This is a genomic window from Phycisphaerae bacterium (genome assembly GCA_012729815.1).
In the GTDB taxonomy this organism is placed as follows: Bacteria; Planctomycetota; Phycisphaerae; order JAAYCJ01; family JAAYCJ01; genus JAAYCJ01.
In genome coordinates this window covers 1-19,060 of record JAAYCJ010000060.1, presented here as the reverse complement: position 1 = coordinate 19,060, position 19,060 = coordinate 1, and the positions used below count along the sequence as shown (strand labels likewise).

Annotated in this window: 15 protein-coding genes and 1 tRNA gene; 11 read left to right on the top strand and 5 right to left on the bottom strand. The window is 64.5% G+C overall.

The genetic code is table 11. The features are described 5' to 3' along the window. The 10 genes from GXY33_04525 (at nucleotide 1) to feoB (ending at nucleotide 10,670) form a co-directional block, all read left to right on the top strand. Nucleotides 1-73: transfer RNA gene (locus tag GXY33_04525), tRNA-Glu, on the top strand. Nucleotides 74-294: 221 nt separating this feature from the next. Further along, nucleotides 295-1,371: a LacI family transcriptional regulator gene (locus GXY33_04520; protein NLX04391.1), complete on the top strand. Its 1,077-nt coding sequence runs from the start codon at nucleotides 295-297 to the stop codon at nucleotides 1,369-1,371. An 8-nt stretch (nucleotides 1,372-1,379) separates the two neighbouring features. Next, nucleotides 1,380-1,625, top strand: coding sequence for a prepilin-type N-terminal cleavage/methylation domain-containing protein (locus tag GXY33_04515; protein ID NLX04390.1), 246 nt, complete (start codon nucleotides 1,380-1,382; stop codon nucleotides 1,623-1,625). 23 nt (nucleotides 1,626-1,648) lie between these two features. Then, a complete protein-coding gene (locus GXY33_04510) occupies nucleotides 1,649-4,147 on the top strand; it encodes a hypothetical protein (protein NLX04389.1) in 2,499 nt (832 codons plus the stop codon). 250 nt (nucleotides 4,148-4,397) lie between these two features. Next, nucleotides 4,398-5,276, top strand: coding sequence for a hypothetical protein (locus GXY33_04505; GenBank protein ID NLX04388.1), 879 nt, complete (start codon nucleotides 4,398-4,400; stop codon nucleotides 5,274-5,276). 103 nt (nucleotides 5,277-5,379) lie between these two features. Continuing rightward, nucleotides 5,380-6,873 carry an IMP dehydrogenase gene (gene guaB, locus GXY33_04500; protein NLX04387.1) on the top strand — a complete coding sequence of 498 codons (1,494 nt, stop codon included), beginning with the start codon at nucleotides 5,380-5,382 and terminating at the stop codon, nucleotides 6,871-6,873. A gap of 4 nt (nucleotides 6,874-6,877) precedes the next feature. Next, the gene (locus GXY33_04495; protein NLX04386.1) at nucleotides 6,878-7,441 is read left to right on the top strand and encodes a hypothetical protein; all 564 of its coding nucleotides are present in this window, start codon (nucleotides 6,878-6,880) and stop codon (nucleotides 7,439-7,441) included. A 161-nt stretch (nucleotides 7,442-7,602) separates the two neighbouring features. After that, a complete protein-coding gene (locus tag GXY33_04490) occupies nucleotides 7,603-8,133 on the top strand; it encodes a metal-dependent transcriptional regulator (protein NLX04385.1) in 531 nt (176 codons plus the stop codon). Between the two features lie 70 nt (nucleotides 8,134-8,203). Further along, the gene (locus tag GXY33_04485) at nucleotides 8,204-8,512 is read left to right on the top strand and encodes a ferrous iron transport protein A (protein NLX04384.1); all 309 of its coding nucleotides are present in this window, start codon (nucleotides 8,204-8,206) and stop codon (nucleotides 8,510-8,512) included. Nucleotides 8,513-8,591: 79 nt separating this feature from the next. Further along, nucleotides 8,592-10,670 carry a ferrous iron transport protein B gene (feoB, locus tag GXY33_04480; protein ID NLX04383.1) on the top strand — a complete coding sequence of 693 codons (2,079 nt, stop codon included), beginning with the start codon at nucleotides 8,592-8,594 and terminating at the stop codon, nucleotides 10,668-10,670. Between the two features lie 4 nt (nucleotides 10,671-10,674). Here the strand turns inward: feoB and tsaB are convergent, their stop codons facing one another. Then, nucleotides 10,675-11,406, bottom strand: a complete 732-nt coding sequence (tsaB, locus tag GXY33_04475) for a tRNA (adenosine(37)-N6)-threonylcarbamoyltransferase complex dimerization subunit type 1 TsaB (protein NLX04382.1) — start codon at nucleotides 11,404-11,406, stop codon at nucleotides 10,675-10,677. A gap of 82 nt (nucleotides 11,407-11,488) precedes the next feature. Continuing rightward, complete coding sequence (locus tag GXY33_04470) at nucleotides 11,489-12,835, bottom strand: hypothetical protein (GenBank protein ID NLX04381.1); 1,347 nt, start codon at nucleotides 12,833-12,835, stop codon at nucleotides 11,489-11,491. A gap of 173 nt (nucleotides 12,836-13,008) precedes the next feature. On the opposite strand from GXY33_04470, the gene GXY33_04465 reads away from it, so the two are divergent. After that, nucleotides 13,009-13,797 (top strand): hypothetical protein, encoded by a 789-nt coding sequence (locus GXY33_04465; protein ID NLX04380.1) that lies wholly within the window; start codon nucleotides 13,009-13,011, stop codon nucleotides 13,795-13,797. Between the two features lie 97 nt (nucleotides 13,798-13,894). Here the strand turns inward: GXY33_04465 and GXY33_04460 are convergent, their stop codons facing one another. The 3 genes from GXY33_04460 to GXY33_04450 form a co-directional block, all read right to left on the bottom strand. Continuing rightward, the gene (locus GXY33_04460; protein ID NLX04379.1) at nucleotides 13,895-14,707 is read right to left on the bottom strand and encodes a LamG domain-containing protein; all 813 of its coding nucleotides are present in this window, start codon (nucleotides 14,705-14,707) and stop codon (nucleotides 13,895-13,897) included. 128 nt (nucleotides 14,708-14,835) lie between these two features. Further along, entirely contained in the window at nucleotides 14,836-17,727 is a 2,892-nt protein-coding gene (locus tag GXY33_04455; protein ID NLX04378.1) for a hypothetical protein, read from the bottom strand. Between the two features lie 99 nt (nucleotides 17,728-17,826). Next, entirely contained in the window at nucleotides 17,827-18,570 is a 744-nt protein-coding gene (locus tag GXY33_04450; protein ID NLX04377.1) for a bifunctional precorrin-2 dehydrogenase/sirohydrochlorin ferrochelatase, read from the bottom strand. Nucleotides 18,571-19,060: the final 490 nt, after the last annotated feature.

The window sequence follows — 19,060 nt, the reverse complement described above, 5'->3', positions numbered from 1 at the left end:
CCCCGTCGTCTAGTCAGGTCCAGGACACAGGGTTTTCATCCCTGCAACACGGGTTCAAATCCCGTCGGGGTCATTGGGATCGGCTTCGCGGTTTCGCGGAGCCTTTTTCTTTTGACGTTTTGTCCTCGCGCGGCGGCCCGCCGTTATCCGTCAAGCGGCCACTCCGATGTAAGCCTTTTCTGTTCAGCTTTTTATGTCCACAGCCCAGTTCAGCGGCACGGAAAGGCGGCAAAATCATTGACATCGTTGAACCGGTTCTGTAGAATCGGTTCAACGGCACAAGGAGGCGTGACAATGGGTCGGATGGCCAAGCGGCGGGTGACGATTGCGGACGTGGCGGCCCGGGCGGGGGTGGGCAAGTCGACCGTCTCGTACGTGATGAACGCCAGCCGGACGCGGGTGCCGATCAGCGAGAAGACGCGGGAACGGGTGCTCGAAGCGGCCCGGGAGTGCGGGTATCATCCCAACGCGGCGGCCAGGGCGCTTTCGACCTCGCGGACCGGGCACATCGGGTTCATCCTGTCGGACCGGATTTCGGGCGGGTGGGCGAACGCGTATTTCGCCCAGATATTTACCGGCGTGGAGGCGGCGGCGCGGCGGCGGGGATACGGGCTAAACGCCAGCCTGTACAACCTTTCCAGCATTGATTCGTTCGTGTTTCCGGCCCGGGTGGGTCAGCGGAGCGTAGATGGGCTGGTTTTGACCGGGCACGTGGAGGCCGCTGTGGCCGAGCGGTTCCGGGAGTTCCAGATCCCGTGCGTGTGCATCGGCGACGACACCGAGGTGGCTGGGCTGATCCCGACGATCGCGACGGACATCGTATCGGGCACGCTGGAGGCGGTCCGCCACGCCGCGGAGCTCGGGCACAAGAACGTGTGCTACTGCCGGTTTCAGTCTCGCCGCGGCCGGGAGGTGGCCGACGCCCTGCTTGAACGGATGGCGTCCGATCCGTTGACCTCGCAGTGCCGGATGGCGATGTTCGATCCGGCCGACCAGGTGGACTATCGGTCGGCGGAACCGCTGCTCGAATGGTGGCGGATGATGCCGGAGGTCGAGCGGCCGACGGTGATCCTGACCTCGGACCAAGCGGCGCTGGCGTTTCTGGGCCAGTTGACCAAACACGGGTTGGCATGTCCGCGGGACGTGAGCGTGATCAGCACGTGCGACTCGGACCTGTGCCGGATCTGCCATCCGGCGTTGACGGCGATGGATTTGAGCGTGACGCGGCTGGGCGAGATCGCGGTGGAGTTGCTGATCGATCATCTGGAACAAGACGCCCCGCTGACGCCGCAGATGTCGCACAACGACCATCCGTGCCGGCTGGTGGTCCGCGACTCGTGCAGCCGGCCGGGACAGACGTTGAGCAAGTGAGGTCGGGAATGTCCAAGACCCGCGCAACTCATGGTTTCACGCTGATTGAGCTGCTGGTGGTGGTGGCGATCATCGCGGTGCTGGTCGCGCTGTTGCTGCCGGCCCTGGCGGCGGCGCGGGAGCAGGCGCGGGCGGCGCTGTGCATGGCGAACCTGCGGCAGTTGAGCGTGGGCATCCTCGCCTATGCGGATGACCACGCGGGCGTGATGTACCTTTCGTACGACAGCCTGGGCGAGACGTGGCCGGACCCGTAACCGCGGGCGGCAAAGGAGAGATCATGAAGCGAGTGGTATATCTGGCGGCGGTGTGTGCGATGCTGGGCTCGTCGGCATGGGCAAGCGATCGGACGCTGATGGAGGTGGATTTCGACCGGCCGATCTGGACCGAACTGGTGACGCACCAGTGGGGCGGCGGCGGGTTCGCTGAAGAAGACGGTTCGCTGCGGCTTGAGACCGGGGTGTGCGTGGGCACGCCGCTGGTCCCGTACGTGGCGGGGCAGACGGTGGCGGTCAGCGTGCGCGGGCGATGCCAGGGCGTCGAGGCATCCGACGCGGAGTGGAAGGTCGGCCGGGTGGTGGTGACCGGGTACGACCTCGACCGCAACGAGTGCTGGCATCAGGACGTGATGGTTGTTGGCGGAGATACGGAGTGGCGGACGGTGGAGAAGGCGGCATTTCAGCCGCCGGAGGCGGCGAGGTACTTCAACGTACGATTGTCGAACGAAGGCCGGTCGGGAACCGTGTGGTTCGACGATTTGAAGATCGACGTTCGCGACCCGCGGGTCGAGGATCTGATCGGGGATCCGGGATTCGAAGGGGCGTTGGGGGTCGATCACTGGTACTTCCGCACGCAGGGCAAGGACTGGGACGATCTGGCGGCATGGGAGGCGCCGAGCACGGCGGCGATCGCGTCGGAGTTCTCGGTCGAAGGCCGGCAATGCCTGAGAATGGACGGCACGAGCACGGTGGTCAGCAAGGCGTTTCCGTACAACGGCGAGCGCCTGGTGCTCAGCGGCTGGATGCGGCGGAAGGACGTCACGGGTGCGGGCTGGCAGACGGCGGGCGTGCAACTGGTGGGTTGGAACGCCGACGGAAAGCAGGTGGCGCACTTTGACCTTGATGGGCTGACCAACAATCAGGGTTCGGGACCGTGGACGTACTACTACGCGGAATGGCAGTTCAACGCGGCGGTCAAGACGGTGCAGGTGTGGCTGCGGGTGTTCGACAACGCGACGGGAACGGTGTGGTACGACAACTACAACCTGGGTCGCATTCCGCTCAAGGGAGCGATCAAACCGTACGACGCGGAGAAGGCCGAGGTGACCGTCGATGCGTCGGAACCGGGGCCGGTGATCCGCCACCGGGTGTGGGCGGGCACGGACCTGTCGTTTGCCTGCTGGTTGCTGCGGGGCGATTCGTCGCAGTGGTTGGACCTGGCCACAGCGGCGGGGCTTGAGGTCCTGCGGATGCACGAGTTTCACAACGCGATGAAGATTTACACGCACGACGACGAGAGCGGGAATCCCGTGTACGACTGGTCGCGGTTCGACCCGATATTCGACATGCTGATCCGCCGGTACAAGCTGACGCCGGTAATCACGCTGGAGACAACGCCGGACGCTCTGGACAAACCGGGGTCGCGGAAGGCAAACTGGATCAACACCGATCCGCCGCGCGATATGGAGAAATGGGGACGGTACATCGAAGCCATTTTCGAGCACGCGCTCGACCGGTACGGCAAGGATGAGGTGGAAACGTGGCTGTGGGAGATATGGAACGAGCCGGGCTTTCCCAGCGGCTATTTCACGGGCACGCCGGATGACCTGGCGACGATCGCGGAGCAGGACTATCGGGCGGCGGCGCGGGTGGAGAAGCGGCGTAAGGTGGACCTGAAGATGGGTCTGACCAGCGGCGGCGGCGAAGGCCCCGATGCGGTGATCCTCAACCGGCTGCGGGAAATCGGGATGGTCAAGGACGTGGATCATTACTCGCTACACCTGTACTCCGGATGGCACACGTCGCTTCGCCTGCTGCCGGAGTGGCTGAAGCGCGACTACCGTAAGCAGTTCCCGGAATTGCGGGAGGATGTGATCTTCGGGAACACGGAGTGGAACGCCAGCAGCATGAACGAGGAGGTCCACGACCGGCCGTGGAACGCGAGCCTGGCCATCAAGTATGTCCAATGCATGCTGGACGGCAACCTGGACTACGGGCTGTTCTTCAACCTCGTGGATCATCCGGAGTTGCCGGCGCCGGGGCCGCCGCTGTTCGCCGGGCACCACGGAATGCTGACCAGGACGGGCGTGCCCAAGGCGGTGTACAACGCATTCGTGTTCCTCAATGAGCTCAAGGGCGGACGCCGTCTGACGCTCGAGTCGAGCAACGACCCGATCGATGGGATCGCGGTGATGATGCCGGACGGAGCGATCCGCATGGTGGTGACCAGTTTCGATGAGGACGTCTCACGCCAGCCATACACCACAAGGGTGCAAATCGCGATCAAGGGCGTTCAAGGCTCCTATGGGTGCTCACGCCTGTGGGCCTGCGACGAGGAGTACGGCAACCCATTTCGGCTGTGGGTCGAGACGGGCAGACCCCATTCGGTCGATCAGGCCGGACACGAGGCGCTGATGACGGCCAGCCGCTACGGCCAACTGCCCGTCCCGGCGGTCAGTGCTCAGGACAACGTGCTGACCGTCGAGCTCGACGTGCCTGGTCCAGGCATTCGGTTGCTCGAACTCACCCCGTCAGCGGCGACACAGCCGACTGGGCGATAAGCGCGACAGACCGCCTCGGTCCTTCCAGGATTCGGGATACCGATTCGCGCCGATGATGCGTCCAACATCTTTGTGAGAACCGGTTTGAAATAAAGTCGGTATATTTGCATGACCGATAACAACAGCAAGGGCCTCCCGGTCCGGCCGTGCTGGATTCCGGGTATGGCCACAGGTCGAAGCAGATGCAGGATGAGGAATGACCTCTAGAAGCAAAGCTGCTTTAGTATTATCAGGCTTAATTGCCACTGCCGTGCTGGTGACCGGATGTCCGGGCGAGCGGGTCGAGCAGTTCGAGGACCACGCCTCTCCCGCATGGACGTACGATCAGCCGTTCTACTACCAGCCCCTGGACGGTCCGGCCGCACTGGCAGACTTTGGCGGACCAGCCCCCGAGCTGTTCACGGCCAAGCGGCTCCTGGCCATTCCGCGTCCGCGGGTGAACGATCCGCGGAAGATCCCACGGACCGCGATCTGGCTAAGCCGCGATGCGGGAAGGACTTGGGACAAGATCGGATACTTCGGGCTGCAGCAGGAGGTATTTAACTGGCCGGTGGACGCCGACGGGGACTACGGCGTGCGGTTTGCCGGACCGGGAATCCCCCCCGCCGATTGCAAGCCTCCCAAACCGCACATGGTTATGCACGTGGACACCACGCCGCCGGAGGTGCTGGTTTACGTATTCCCGAACAAGGAAATCTATGAGCCCGGCGATGAGCTGACGGTGGAATGGATGGTCCGGGACGCCAACCTCAAGCCGGATACGACGCATTTCGGGGTCTGTTTCGACATCGAGCGGGCGGAGCTGGCGTGGTCGGCCCTGGGCGAGGTCCACCCGTCGGCGGGCTCGGTGCGGCTGATGGTCCCGGACGAGGCGATCGGCAAGATCCTGATGGTGCGGGTCACGGCGCAGGATTTGGCGGGGAACGTGGGGCAGGGCTTTAGTTGCAGCGTTCCGGTGGTGTTCAACCCGATGCCGGCGGTTCCAGCCGCGTCACCGACGGGCCTGGAGACGCCGCAGGACGGCGAGACGGCGACGCAGCCGGCGGAGTCGGGGATCGAAGTGCTGATGAGCCCCGGCGGACCGCAGATCATCACCACGATGCCGGATGAGTACCCGGATCTGGAGTAGAACCCTCGACGCGACGCATTCCGTCAAGGCATTCCGGCGGGAGCTTTGCGCGCATTTCGCTTGACTGACATGGCGGCTCTCCTATAGTTTAATTCAATTCAGAATGTGGGAGTGCAAAGTGGCAGTTGATTTTTCGACGAAAGTGGTGGCGGACGGGATCACGTTCGATGACGTGACGCTGATTCCGAGCCGGTCCGGGGTGGTTCCTTCGCAGGCGGATGTCTCGTCGCGTCTGACGCGGCGCGTGGCGCTCAACATCCCGCTGCTGTCGGCCCCGATGGACACGGTGACCGAGTCGACGCTGGCGATCGGCCTGGCCCAGGAAGGTGGCGTGGGCATCATCCACAAGAATCTCTCGATCGAGGCCCAGACCCGCGAGGTGGACAAGGTCAAACGGAGCGAGAACGGGGTCATCACCGACCCGGTGACGCTGCACCCGAACGACACGATCGTGCGGGCCCGGCAGGTGATGGACGTCCACAACGTCTCGGGCATTCCGATCGTGGAGGACGGCGCCCGCCTGGTTGGCATCGTGACGCGGCGCGACATGAAATTCCAGGACACGGTGGACAGCCGCCCGATCGCCGAGATCATGACCAAGGACAAACTGGTGACCGCTCCGCCGGAGACGACGCTGGACGAGGCGGAACAGATTCTCAACAAGCACAAGGTGGAAAAGCTCCTGCTGGTGGACAAGGAGCGCAAGCTTTCGGGCCTGATCACGATGCGGGACATCGACAAGTCGCGGCAGTTTCCCAATTCGTGCAAGGACAGCCGCGGTCGGCTGCGGGTCGGAGCGGCGGTGGGCGTGCTCGATTACGAGCGTGTCGAATCGCTGATCAAAGCGGGCGTGGACGTGATCGTGGTGGACACCGCGCACGGCCACAGCGAGAACGTCCTGAACACGGTGCGGGAGATCCGCAGACGGCACGACATCGACATCATCGCGGGCAACATCGCGACGGCGGAGGCGGCGGCGGACCTGATCGAGGCGGGCGTGGACGCGGTGAAGGTGGGCATCGGGCCCGGCGCGATCTGCACGACGCGGGTGATCAGCGGCGTCGGCGTGCCACAGGTCACGGCGATCATGAACGTGGCGTCGGTGGCTGAGCCGGCGGGCGTGCCGGTGATCGCGGACGGCGGCATCCGCTATTCGGGCGACATCTCCAAGGCGATCGCAGCGGGCGCCAATTCGGTGATGATCGGGTCGCTGTTCGCGGGGCTCGACGAGTCGCCGGGCCAGATCGTGATCTACAAGGGCCGGCGGTACAAGGAATACCGCGGCATGGGCTCGATGGGGGCGATGGTGCACGGCAGCGCGGACCGTTACGGCCAGAAGGCGACGGGCAAGCTGGTGCCCGAGGGCGTCGAGGGGCGAGTGCCGTATCGCGGCTCGCTGTCCGATTTCGTGTACCAGCTTATCGGCGGCCTGCGGGCGGGGATGGGCTACTGCGGGTGTCCGGACATCGAGTCGCTGCGCCGCAACGGGCGGTTCGTCCGGATCTCAGCGGCGGGACAGGCGGAGAACCATCCGCATGACATCACGATCACGAAAGAGGCCCCCAACTACAGCGTGGAGTTTGTGACGGAAGGATAGACGCATGCGTTACGTGACGGCGATTCTGGGAGCCGCGTGCCTGTCGGCGATGCTGGCTGGGTGCGAGGCGACGGCGAAATCGGATCGGCTGGAGCCCGGTTGGCAGACGACGGCGAGCTGGGACGCGGTGTTCGCCCGTCCGCCGCTGCATGACCCCATTCCGGACACGAACTGGCCGCCGAGCACCGCTGAGTACGCCCCTCCGGTGGTGACGCATTTCCCGTTCTGGTATTACGACCCGTTCGTGTCCAAGGGCGACGGGGATGAACTGTACGGCTGGACGTGCGTGGACTGGTTCGCGATGGTGTACAGCCCGGTGCGCTACGCGGTGAACACGATCGCCCTTCCGGTCAGCGCGGTATTTGAGCCGCCGGGAGTCCTGGTGGCGACGGAGTTGGACATTCCGATCCAGGGCCAGGGCCCCTGCCCGCCGCCGGAATCGGCGCCAGTGGTGGTGCCGGTGGAGACCGTGCCCCTCCCACCGCCTGCGGTGACCGAACCAATCCGGGAACCGATGCCAGCCCCCGCGACGGCCCCGGCCGATGAGTCTCAGGTGGCGCCGGAGTAGAGGCCGTAGAATCGCTGGTGGTTGATTGCTGATCGAGGAAAATCCTTCAAATGTTGTCGTGAGCGGTTTTTTTGTTTGAAATGTTTGGCTTGCCTAACTATATTTAGCTAAAGAAACAGTATTGGCGGTGGCAAACTGGAGATGGTTGATTGGGAACTGCCATGAATGAGGCTGATATTATAGAGCATGCCGGTCATCTGCCGGAAGAGGCGGCGGCGAGCGGTCTGACCGCATCGCTGGAGGACTACCTGGAGGCGATCTACTGGCTTTGCCAGGAGCATGGGGTGGCGAGGGTCAACCAGATCGCCAAGCGGCTGGGCGTGAACATGTCCTCGGTGACCGGGGCACTCAAGCACCTCTCGGAGAAGGGGTATATTGCGTACGACCCGTACCAGTTCATCCGGCTCAACGACCGCGGCGAAGCGGCGGCGCGGGACATCGTGTGGCGGCACGAGGTCCTCAAGCGTTTCCTGGTCGAGGTGCTGGACGTGGAGGAGGAGCTGGCGGGGGATTCGGCGTGCAAGATCGAGCACCACATGGACCGCCGGGTGCTGGGCCGTCTGCTGCGGTTCGTGGAGTTTCTGGACCGCAAGAGCAAAGAGGGGACGGACTGGCCGCGGGAGTTTGTGAGATTTTTGCGATCTGCCTCGGCTGGCCAAGGCCGGGAGTCGGATCGGAAGGATGAGGATTGACGCGAGGGGGTTTGGTTGTTCGAATGGTTGACTGTTTTTCTGGAGCGTTGGCATCCGAGGTAAACGAACGATGAAGCCGTGTAGCGTCCCTGGCGTTGCGGGCATCGGTAGTACAGCACGATCGGGAAGCGCGGAAGGCGCGGTAAGCCTTTCGGAGGCCCAGAGCGGCCTGACGTACCGCGTGGTCGGCGTAACCGGGGGGTGCGAGGTGCAGTCGCGTCTGGCGAGCCTGGGCATTCTGCCGGGTCAGCGGATCCGGGTGCTCAGTTCCGGCCGGCTGGGTCCGGTGATGATCAGCGTCCACAACGGCAAGCTGGCCCTCGGCCGCGGAGTGTCGCACAAGCTGATGGTCTCTCCGGATCGCTCGAACGACAAGTAGGCGATCCAGTTTTCACCGGCGACGACGAGGAGGCGCGGACGCTGCGCCCGGACGGCGGTGGATGAACGGTGGTGTGAAAATGGACGGCATGGTAACCGTAGCACTGGCGGGCAACCCGAACTCGGGCAAGACCACCATTTTCAACGCCCTGACCGGGGCGCGTCAGCACGTGGGCAACTATCCCGGCGTGACGGTGGATAAGGTGGAGGGTTGGTCCAACGTCAACGGGCGGCGTTTGGCGATCGTCGACCTGCCGGGCATTTACTCGCTGACCGCGCACTCGGAAGAGGAACTGGTGGCAAGGAACTATCTGCTGGACTCGGCTCCGCAGGTGGTGGTGGATATTCTGGACGCCTCGAACCTGGAACGGAATCTGTACCTGGCGGTCCAGTTGCTGGAGTTGGGTATCCGGCCGGTGCTCGTGCTGAACATGCACGACGTGGCGCAGCGCAGCGGGATGGTGGTGGACACGGCGAAGCTCTCCGGGCTTCTTGGCGTGCCGGTGGTCAAGACGATCGGGCACAAGAAGGAAGGGCTGGACGGGCTCAAGGAGGCGATCGTCGGGGCGGCGACGGACACGGTGCCGCGCGAGCCGGTTCGGGTGTTCTACGGCCGGGACATCGAGGCGTGCCTGACCGAACTGGGCGAGGGCCTCGGGCAAGACGCCGCCTTCGCGAGCCGCACGCGATGGTTCGCCCTGAAGCTGCTCGAGAACGACGCGCAGGTGATCGCCGCGGTGCGGCGGGTTCTGGGTCCGGAGCACGCCCTGTGGGACCAGGTGCACAAGTGCCGCGAGCGGTTGGTCGGGCTGTACGGCGACGCGCCGGAGATCCTGATCGCGGACCGGCGGTACGGGTTTATTTCGGGTCTGGCCACGGAGACGATGACGGTCGGCGTGGAATACCGTCACGACGTCTCGGACCACATCGACGCGGTGCTGACGCATCCGGTGCTTGGGCTGCCGATTTTTCTGGGGTTGATGTACCTGGCGTTCTGGGCGACGTTCACGCTGGCGGAATGGCCGATGAAGGGGCTTGAGGCGGGCATGGCGTGGCTTGGAGGATCGGTGGCGGGGTTGTGGCCGGCGGGCGTTGACAGTCCGATCAAGAGCCTGCTGGTGGACGGGATCATCGGCGGCGTGGGCGGGGTGATCGTCTTCCTGCCGAACATCGTCTTTCTGTTCCTGATGATCTCGCTGCTTGAGGACACCGGGTACATGGCGCGGGCGGCGTTCATCATGGACCGGTTCATGCACAAGATCGGGCTGCACGGCAAGAGCTTCATTCCGATGGTAATCGGGTTCGGCTGTTCGGTGCCCGCGATCATGGCCACGCGGATATTGGAGAATCGGCGGGACCGCCTGACCACGATGATGATTATCCCGCTGATGAGCTGCGGCGGACGGCTGCCGATCTACTCGCTGCTGATTCCAGCGTTTTTCGTGGAGCGGTGGCAGGCGCCGATGCTGTGGTTGATCTACCTGATCGGCGTGGTCTCGGCGGTGGTCGTGGCGCGGGTGCTGCGGCACACGATCCTGCGGGGCGAAAGCGCGGGTCTGGTGATCGAGCTGCCGCCGTATCGGATTCCGACGGTGCGCGGGGTGGTGACGCACATGTGGCAGCGGGCGTGGATGTACCTGCGGAAGGCGGGCACGCTGATCCTGGCGATCTCGGTGATCCTCTGGGCGCTGTCGAGTTTTCCCAAGCCGTCGCCGTCGCGGCTGGCTGAGTACCCGGACGCCGAGGCGCGTCAGTCGGCGGAGCTGCGTTATTCGGTGGTCGGCCGGATCGGCCAGTTCATCGAGCCGGCGATGCGGCCGCTTGGTTTCGACTGGCGGATCAGCACGGCGCTGATCGGGTCGGTGGCGGCCAAGGAAGTGCTGGTGGCGCAGATGGGGATCGTGCTGTCGATCGGCGAGGGCGAAGCGGAGTCGCACGTGCTGCGGGAGAAGCTTCGCGACAACTACTCGTCCTTGACGGCGTTTTGTCTGATGCTGTTCTGTCTGATGTCGGCACCGTGCCTGGCCACGGTGGCGATCATGCGCAAGGAGTCCGGTTCGTGGGGATGGGCGGGATTGCAGTTTGCCGGGCTGACCGCGATGGCGTACATGGTGACGCTGGTGGTCTATCAGGTGGGCAGTCGGCTGGGAGCGGGCTGAGCCGCTACGGCAGTTTGAGCTGACCGGCGCGGTACTTCTCTTCGGGTTCGGGCAGACGGATGTAGGTGGGAACGAGTTGGTCGTGCTTGACGTATCGTCCAGCGGCGTCGAGGGCCCGGCCGAGGACAAAGACACCAGCAGCGCGAGGGCGCCAGTACTCCCGGTCGGCAATGACGACATCCGGCCCCCGCAGTTCGTTCAGGTGGTAGTCGATGCCTTCGCCGACGATCCAAAGCGGCCGGGGCAGAGCGGCGAGCAGCTCCGCGGGGTGGATCGCGCGGTCATCGATGACCTTCTCGAAGGCATCCGCGGACCAGCGGAAACCGGCGGCGTAGACCTGGCCGCGCTTCGCGTCGAGCACGGCGGCGGCGTGCAGCGGCCCGTGGTCGGCGGCGAGCAGGCCGCGCAGGTTTTCGACGATGACGTCGCAGGTGGAGACGGGAACGAGGCGGGCCCCGTGGACCTGGCCGAGCACGCGGGCGAAGGTGAAACCGACCCGCAGGCCGGTGAACGAGCCGGGTCCGGCGGAGATGTAGACGGCGGCGATCCGGTCCGGCGTCAGGCCGGCCGCAGCGAGGACGGCGTCGATGGTGGGCAGCAATTCGACCCCGTGACGGCGCGACGAGGCGAAGGTGCGTTCGTCGACGATTTGGCCGTCGAGGGCGAGGGCGACGCTGCCGACCGCTGAGGAGGTCTCGACGGCCAATATCGCTTTGTCTTTTTCGCGGCTGCTCATGCGGGCTCCGTAATCGGACAGGCCCATCGTACCGACGGCGCGAGCGGGCTTCAAGCGTGGCGGCGGGCGGTTTGACGCGGGTCTACTTTCCAAGGATCCTTCGGTTCAGGTTCAGAATCCACTCGCACTGCCCGTCGTCGTACCAGCCCAGCGGGGTATTGGGCCGGAAATATCCCGTCGGCAAAACGCCCCAGTACCCGGCCTCGACGGCTGCGTTGGCCGCCAGTTCTTCCCCCCACCGGCCCTCGTGGCTCATGATGAACCGAGAATTCAACGGCGGAAAGAACAGGTAGCCCTCGTCGACGACCAGCGGCAGGCCGCGCGGTTCGGCGAAGTCCGCCGCCGTCCTGATCGTACTCTTCACGTTCGCGTCAACCCGCTCTCTGAATTCGTGGCAATGGGCCCGGCACCAGTCATCGTATTTCTCATTGTCCAGGTTTTCATAGAACCACGCGATGATCCGCCACATGTGGCGGGTATAGGTATCGCGTTTGCAGAAGTCCCTCCAATTCAGGACGTCTTTTCTCAGCAGCGAGGCCAGCAGTGCGTTTTCTTCAATCGCCGGACCGGTTTGCCACGAGAACCCCTTCGCGCCCGGATGGATTCCGGCTCCGTTTTCTCCGAACAGGACATCCATCGTCACGCTGTTATGGTACAGATGGTGGTCGGCGACCTGGGCGTCTTCCGGCAGACAATCGCCCAGCCGGTTCGCACTGGCCAAGTCCACGGTGATCAGCAGTTCCGGGTACTTCCGCCGAAGATCAGCCACGCCACGATCCGCCATCCGCCTGAGCCACTCGGCCTGAAGCGGGACCGTCTTGTCCTCGAACCAGTCCTCGTACGTCGGTTTTTCCTGGCCCTCCCGCGGCCAGATGCACGACGTACAGTCCATCTCATTGACCAGTTCCACAAAGGCAAACCGGTGCAGCAACCCATGCTCCCTGATCTCCCGCAGAAGCCAATCCCACCATGTGCCCAGCGTCGCAATCCGGTCATTATACGGAACGGCTGTGACTTCCCGGCGAATGCCTTCGTGGTCGATATCGCTGACCATGTCCTGATACAGCCAGGTCGTGCCAATCACGTACAGGTCGTACTTCTCGGCCAGTTCCATCATGTGCAGGACCCGCCGCCGAACGTCGTATTCCGCTCCGCCGCGGGTGTTGATGCACTGCAAATTGGAATTGGCCCCGGGAAAATGGGCCCGAAAGCGGACCTTGCCTCTCGGCCGGCCTTGCGCATCGTGGACCAGCCCCAGCCCCATGTCCGGCCGAATGCAGTTGAATCCCCGCTCCTTCGTCTCCCGCATCGCCCGGTCGAGGTCTTCATACGCCTCGCCCGCCCCAACCGCGGTCAGCCAATCCCAGCCCCAGTAGCAGATGGAGAGCTTCGCGGGCAGGTGCGAGGGAGGTGGCGTCTTGGTTCTCATCTGGATTCGTCCTTGTGATTCCAAAGCCTCGATCAGAGACGACGCAGCCGGACAGGCCATCGTACCGGCAGGCAGGACCGGCTTCAAGGGCAACGGCGGCGGGTTTGGCTTGTCCTTAAGCCGATGGAGAGGTAGAATATATAAATGCCATCAGGAAAAGGGACTATGCCGACATGAATGAAGATATTCGACCGATCGTCGACGATTGGCCGTACCGGCCGGGCAAGATTTCAGTGCGCAAGGTCGTCGGAGAGGCCGGCCGGCCGAAGATCCAGATGCGCCTGGACCTGGGCCTGATCCAAATGGAGCCGACCGGACGGCCGGACGGCAAGCGTCCAGAGGGTTTCGAATCGCTGCTGAGCTACCACCAGGACCGGCTCGAGAAGTTCCGCCGGAAGCATCGGACCGAACTGGGATTCGAGCTCTCGCCGGAGGAGTGCCGGAAGCTGCGCGAAGAGTCGCTGATGTACTATCACCGGTACCTCTCGTGCTTCATCCTGGAAGACTACGACCAGGTGATCCGGGACACCCAGCGGAACGTCGAGCTGTTCGACCTGTGCAACCGTTACGCTGCGAAGAAGGCCGACCGGATGATGCTGGAGCAGTACCGTCCGTACGTGATCATGATGAACACGCGGGCCAAGGCCCACCGGGCGATGGACAACGACGAGTACGCGCGGGCGTTGACGATCATCAAAGCGGGCCTTAAGGCGATCAAGAAGATCTACGTGGACATCGACCAGACGGAGGATTTTAAGCTGAGCATGGAGGCCACGACCCTGCGGCAGTTGGGCCGGCGGATCCGCCGAAAGCTGCCGGTGGACGAGGAGACGGTGTTGGAGCGGAAGCTGCGGAAGGCGGTCAGCCTCGAGCAGTTCGAGGAGGCGGCCCGGCTGCGCGATCGTCTGGAGCGGATGAAGCACAACGAGGAGAACCAGCAGGAAGACAGCGGGCCGAAGTAGTTCCGGGCCAAGGGGTTTGTCTTTGAATCACAAAGCCGCCCGCCAAGGCGGCTTTTTTTCCGCATTCAACCCTTCCACTCGCGGGCGACGGGCTGTTTCATCGGATTCGCAGGTGGATGATCGCGCCGAGGGCCAGTAGGATCAGCGTGCAGGGCTCCGGCACCTCGCCGCCAACGGCGGCCAGGGCCAGGCTGGCGACCTGATCGTTGCTGAAGGCGTAATTGAAGATCGCGATCTGATCGAGGGAACCGTTAAAGGTCCGCTTGCCCCACGGATCGGCGCCGATGTGGAGGCTGGACTTCTTGCCGTTGAAGGGATTGTGCTTGAACGCGCCGGCGTCGGCCCAGCCGTCGTTGACGTAGAGCTTGACCTGCTGGAGACCGGTGTCGCGGACCAGGACGAGGAACTGCCACTCGTTGGCGGCCAGGGCGGCCCCCTTGAACGTGTGGCTGTAGACCGAGTGGCCCTTGTCGTGGTGGCGGTAGGCGACCTCGCCGCCGGGTGCCAGAGCCAGTTCGTAGAGGATATTATCTTGCGGCTTGTTCCCGGCCCCGGCATACGTCAGGAGCACCTGTTCGGAGGCCAACGAAGCGGGTTTGGCCCATAACGCGATGGTCAGATCGCCCGTAATGGCCAGATCGCCCGCGTTACCGGAGATCGATGCGTACAGGGCATCGGCGGCAGACATGCCGCCCACCTGCTTCGTGCCGTTGCCGGTGGTCTTGACCGGAGCACCCGTAGCGTAGTCGTAAGAGGCGAGATCGAACACGCGGCACTCCGCCGGCTGGCCGAGTTGCCAGTAGGCGACGGGCTCGGCGGCCATGATGGACTTGGTCAGCGACGCACCGGCGTTGGCGGTCAGACAGAGCAAGACAACCAACGCAATCAGCGATGCTCTTTGCAGCGTCATTCCTCTCCTCCCACTGCCACGCCGTCTCCCCCGTTCATCCGGTCGGGGTACACCTGATAGGTATGGAATATAAATGCCAGGGCATGGATCAAAAAACGGCAGGCATGAAGGTCCGATAAAACAGCGGCTCAGCGGGGCATAAAGAGGTTGCCGAGCGAGACGGGCTTGTAGAGCTGAACCCCCGCACCGGACCAGGAGGAGAGTTCGGAGATGCCGGCGGAGACCCGGACCAGGTCAAAACCCCACCAGCGGTCCAGATAGCCTTCCGCATCCAGATCGTCCAGCGGAACGGCCAGTTCGATCTGCCAGCGGTCATCGAATATCTGGACGGCGGCGCGGACGTCGGCCGGCCACGGCTTGGACCCCCCTACCGGACCGGCAGGCAGTCCGCGGGTGGTCATCACCGCCCCGTTGGCTTTGATCGCGACATGGCGGAGGTCTTCAGGGTGGAACGATCGGCGGTTCTGAGGGTCCAGCAGAACCGATACGAGATCCTCGCCCCACGGCGTCCCGGCGGCCAGATCGAGACGGTTCGAAAGCTCGCGGCGAAGCGCGACGCCGGGTTGATCGCAGCGGATCGCCAGATAGAGGTTCCGCCCGTCGCGGGCCACCTGCGCCGACGTGGGCCACAAGACCCGCCGCCGGTCCGCTCCCGACCATTGCCGGGCGGCGGGACCGTCGGGAACGGCCCGCCAGAAATCGGCGGCGGAGGCGCCGGCAAGGTCGGGCCACTCGTCGAATCGGCCGTCGATCCGGACCGGAGAACTCAACGTCCGGGCGACCATGGCGCAGTTGCGACACAGGCAGGTGATTTCGGAGCCGAACGCGGGCTTGAATACGACGTCCTGGACGTGGCAACCCGACAGTCCGACCGACGAAACGTCGCCCGCGGCTTGGAGCTGGACGCGAAGCGGATAGCCCCAATCCAGATCGGCCACCTTGACCTGGTCCCTGACCGCGGTCAGGCCCGGAGGCAGATCGCGAAACGAGAGCGTGCCGTCAACCGTCCCAGCGGTGTAGTTGCGCAGGACCATGTTGTAGGTCCATCGGATGCTCTCGTGGCCGGTCTCCGGGTCCAGGACGGAGGCCGCGGTGACGCCTTCGCACTCGAGGACGACGGCTTCGCAAAGCTGACGGAACTGCCCGATGAGGGTCTGGAGATCGGGCCGGGCGACGTCGATCTCCGGCCGCGAGTCGCGGGAACGGTCGGCGAGGCCAAGGCCGGCGATCGTCCGGGCAAGCGACCAGGCGCGAAGGTCTTCGCAGAGGCCGTCGGTGCGGGCGCTCCAGAGCGAACCGTCCAGGGCGTCGGTGTGGGCGAAACGCACGAGATTGCGGGAAAGCAGGCGGGCCTGATCATCGTGCCCGGCCTGGCGGAGGGCCTGGAGGCAGCCGAGGTCCTGGAGTCCCCGGCGAAGCATCTTGAGACGCATGGTGGGCACGGGACGGGGGCTGCCGAACCACCCGCCGGGATACGCCAGAACGTTCAGAGAATCCCGGGCATTGGTATAGACAATATCGCGATTGGTCTGGTCCGGCTGGCGAACAATGTCAGTCAGGACGATGCCGCCGGCCCCGTAGCGGTCGGCGATCCACGGCAGGGCCTGAACGAAGTAGCTCGGGGCGGTGACGGTCAGTTCCGGCACGGCGGGCGACGGTCCCGGCCGCCACCAGACCTGCCTGCCTTCGGCGATCAGGGCGCTCATGGCCAGCGGATCCCACCAGGCGGCAAAGGGGCACTCGATGCGGGCGGATGCCGCGTCGAGCCTCACGGGTTCAAACTCGGCAAACCCATAGGGCCGCAGATTACTCGAAACGTACGGATTGACCAGGGTCACGTCGGGCCGCAGTTCGGCCAGCGTTCGGGCCAGGGCCAGATAGTCATCGGTCTGACCGCCGCGGACGATGCGCGGATCGGGCCACTCAAAGACGGCGACCGGCGGCGGCAGGATGCCGGGAATGACGAACTGCTCGTAGAACTCGTCGAGGTAGCGTTTCAGAAACGCCCGATAGCTCGGCGAATCGTAGCTGCCGAAGCGGGCCGGCGGCGGAAAGTCGAGACTGACGGGCAAAGGCCAGTGCGTCGGCCTCTCGCGCGAGGCGCCCAGAACGCTTTCGACCACAGCCGCGTAACCGGACCAGTCGATCCGCTCGTTGTCCTTCTCGCCCGAGATCTTGGGAAATGCGCCCTGGGGCCAGACCTCCAAGCCGTGGCTCGAGAGCAGATCGACCCAATCGGCCGCCAGCGGCAGGAGCGTATCGAGCTCCGGGCTTCGCCGCGAGAGGGCCAAGGCCGGCTCGACCCGTCCGCCCTCGCAAACGGCGAGCAAATCCGGCAGGTCGAGCACAGCGAAGATACGCACGGGCGAAGGCGGCGGATCGAAGCCCCACGATTCGAGGCTGACCGCCAGTGCCGTCCGATCGGACCCGCTGCCCAGAAGCAATTGCGAGACGTAGCTGCCGGCGGGCAGGCCGCTGGGCAGCGTCAGTTCCAGGCGGTAGACGCTGGTCCGATCGCCCGACAGCTCGAGCTCAGCGGCGCCGGGCGAGGCGGCCGGCACCTCAACCAGGGCGTCCGGATACTCCCGCGGCGGCGCGGGGCCGACGCTGTAGCGGGCGCAGACCGGATCGGGCATCTCGACCGTCGCGTTCAGAACGCGGTAGATCCGAAGCGTTTCGAGGGTGATCTGCTGGTACGGCTGAGTCGTGGCGGGCGCGGCCTGAGCCGACTGCACCATCCGCAGCGGCTGAAACTCGCACGCGACCGAAGCGGCCTGCGGCGCCGGAGCCAGGACGATCTGGAACGCAACCGTCTGCCCTCCGGTCCCGGCCAGGCGAATCCGGCCGTCGGCGAGGTCAAAAACGGTCGTGCTCGCGGTGGGCATGGCGACGGAGGGGCCGACGATCTCCAGAGGATCGACGACGCTCACGTCGGGTACCGCGCCGGGGCCTCGGGCGGCTGTGCACCCGGCCAGCACTAACGCAAACACCGCGCATCCGCAAAGGACGATGGCTGGCAAGACTTTCCGTGAGGCTCTCATACCGATCAATAGTACCCAGCGGCGAGCGCGCAGGCAATCTCGCGGCAAGAATCCCTGTCTGGGCGGCGGGCGTCCCGGCTACTGGACCAGCTTGTTCACGGCACTCTCGGCGGCTGTGGGGTCCGGCGAGCCGACCTGCTCCGGATCGCCAAAACGGCTGGCCTTGGCGGTGAAGGCGGCGACCTCCTCCGGCGAAAGCTTGCCGCTGGTGGTCTCGGAGATCCAGGCGCACCAGGAGTCCCATCCCTCTCGTTTGAAGCGGTCGAAGCTGTCGCGTCCGGCCAGTTGCTGGAAGATCGCCTTGCGGCGGTCGGGCCGTGGCACCCGCTCGATGATCCGGGGCCTCAGGGCCGCCAGCTTGCGGGCAAACGGCTCGTACGCCCGGTCGAGCCATCCGCCGATCAGGTCGCGCAGGCGGCCGGCCAGATACGGCGAGGCCCCCGCGGTCCCCACCGCGATCTGGATGGGCCCGCGCTTGAGCACAGCCGGCACGGTGAACCGGCACAGCTCCGGGTCGTCCACCACGTTCACCAGCACGTTGAGCGCCTCGGCGTCCGTAGCCACCCGCCGGTTCAGCTCCTGATCGTCGGTGCACGCGAAGATCAGCAGCGCGCCTTCCAGATCGGACCCGTCGTACTCCTTCTCGTGCAGCGTCACGTCCTGACGCTGGGCCAGAATGTCACAGAACTTGGGGGCGATGATGTGCACCTCGGCGCCGCACCGACACAGCGCCTCGACCTTGCGGGTCGCGATCGATCCCCCACCAATCACCACGCAGCGCTTGCCTCGGAGGTTGGTCAAGATGTAGTAGCCTTCGTTCAAATCCGTCTCCTTGCCAGTTGCCCCTAGAGAAATCCGCGAGATCATTATATGGACGCGGCGCAGGGATTTCAAAGCCTAAATTTGCGATTGACTTCATTTGCTGTCATGTTCAGTCCAATTCATCGGGCGAGGCGCACATTTACGAATCACGGCCGAAAGCACCGATGCGGCTTGCCGCTCTCTGTTGATGCCGTCAAGCAACATGAATAACTCGCCCCAACCCAAAGGGCGCAGTAGTTTGGGCATGTTGTGCCCGCTTATCTATTACTGCTGCACCAGCAGTATTCCTGCGAAACTGGGTAACACAGTGGCGATCTTGCCGGGCAGGCTCAGCTGATTTCTTCGAAGAAATGAACCCGCTTTCGAAGGGCCTGGCTGTTGTACGGTACAATCAGCACATCAAATGCAAATTATGTATCAGGATTTGCACTGATGGCGAATCGGACAAGCGGTGGCATGCGGCATACCCTGCGGACCTATTGCGGCGGGG

Bases quoted from the DNA above. Each gene is read 5' to 3' on its own strand.
- GXY33_04460 (NLX04379.1), bottom strand. From the start codon at position 14,707: ATGACGCTGCAAAGAGCATCGCTGATTGCGTTGGTTGTCTTGCTCTGT.
- GXY33_04510 (NLX04389.1), top strand. From the start codon at position 1,649: ATGAAGCGAGTGGTATATCTGGCGGCGGTGTGTGCGATGCTGGGCTCG.
- GXY33_04470 (NLX04381.1), bottom strand. From the start codon at position 12,835: ATGAGAACCAAGACGCCACCTCCCTCGCACCTGCCCGCGAAGCTCTCC.
- GXY33_04465 (NLX04380.1), top strand. From the start codon at position 13,009: ATGAATGAAGATATTCGACCGATCGTCGACGATTGGCCGTACCGGCCG.
- GXY33_04495 (NLX04386.1), top strand. From the start codon at position 6,878: ATGCGTTACGTGACGGCGATTCTGGGAGCCGCGTGCCTGTCGGCGATG.
- tsaB (NLX04382.1), bottom strand. From the start codon at position 11,406: ATGAGCAGCCGCGAAAAAGACAAAGCGATATTGGCCGTCGAGACCTCC.
- GXY33_04515 (NLX04390.1), top strand. From the start codon at position 1,380: ATGTCCAAGACCCGCGCAACTCATGGTTTCACGCTGATTGAGCTGCTG.
- GXY33_04520 (NLX04391.1), top strand. From the start codon at position 295: ATGGGTCGGATGGCCAAGCGGCGGGTGACGATTGCGGACGTGGCGGCC.
- guaB (NLX04387.1), top strand. From the start codon at position 5,380: ATGTGGGAGTGCAAAGTGGCAGTTGATTTTTCGACGAAAGTGGTGGCG.
- GXY33_04485 (NLX04384.1), top strand. From the start codon at position 8,204: ATGAAGCCGTGTAGCGTCCCTGGCGTTGCGGGCATCGGTAGTACAGCA.
- GXY33_04490 (NLX04385.1), top strand. From the start codon at position 7,603: ATGAATGAGGCTGATATTATAGAGCATGCCGGTCATCTGCCGGAAGAG.
- feoB (NLX04383.1), top strand. From the start codon at position 8,592: ATGGACGGCATGGTAACCGTAGCACTGGCGGGCAACCCGAACTCGGGC.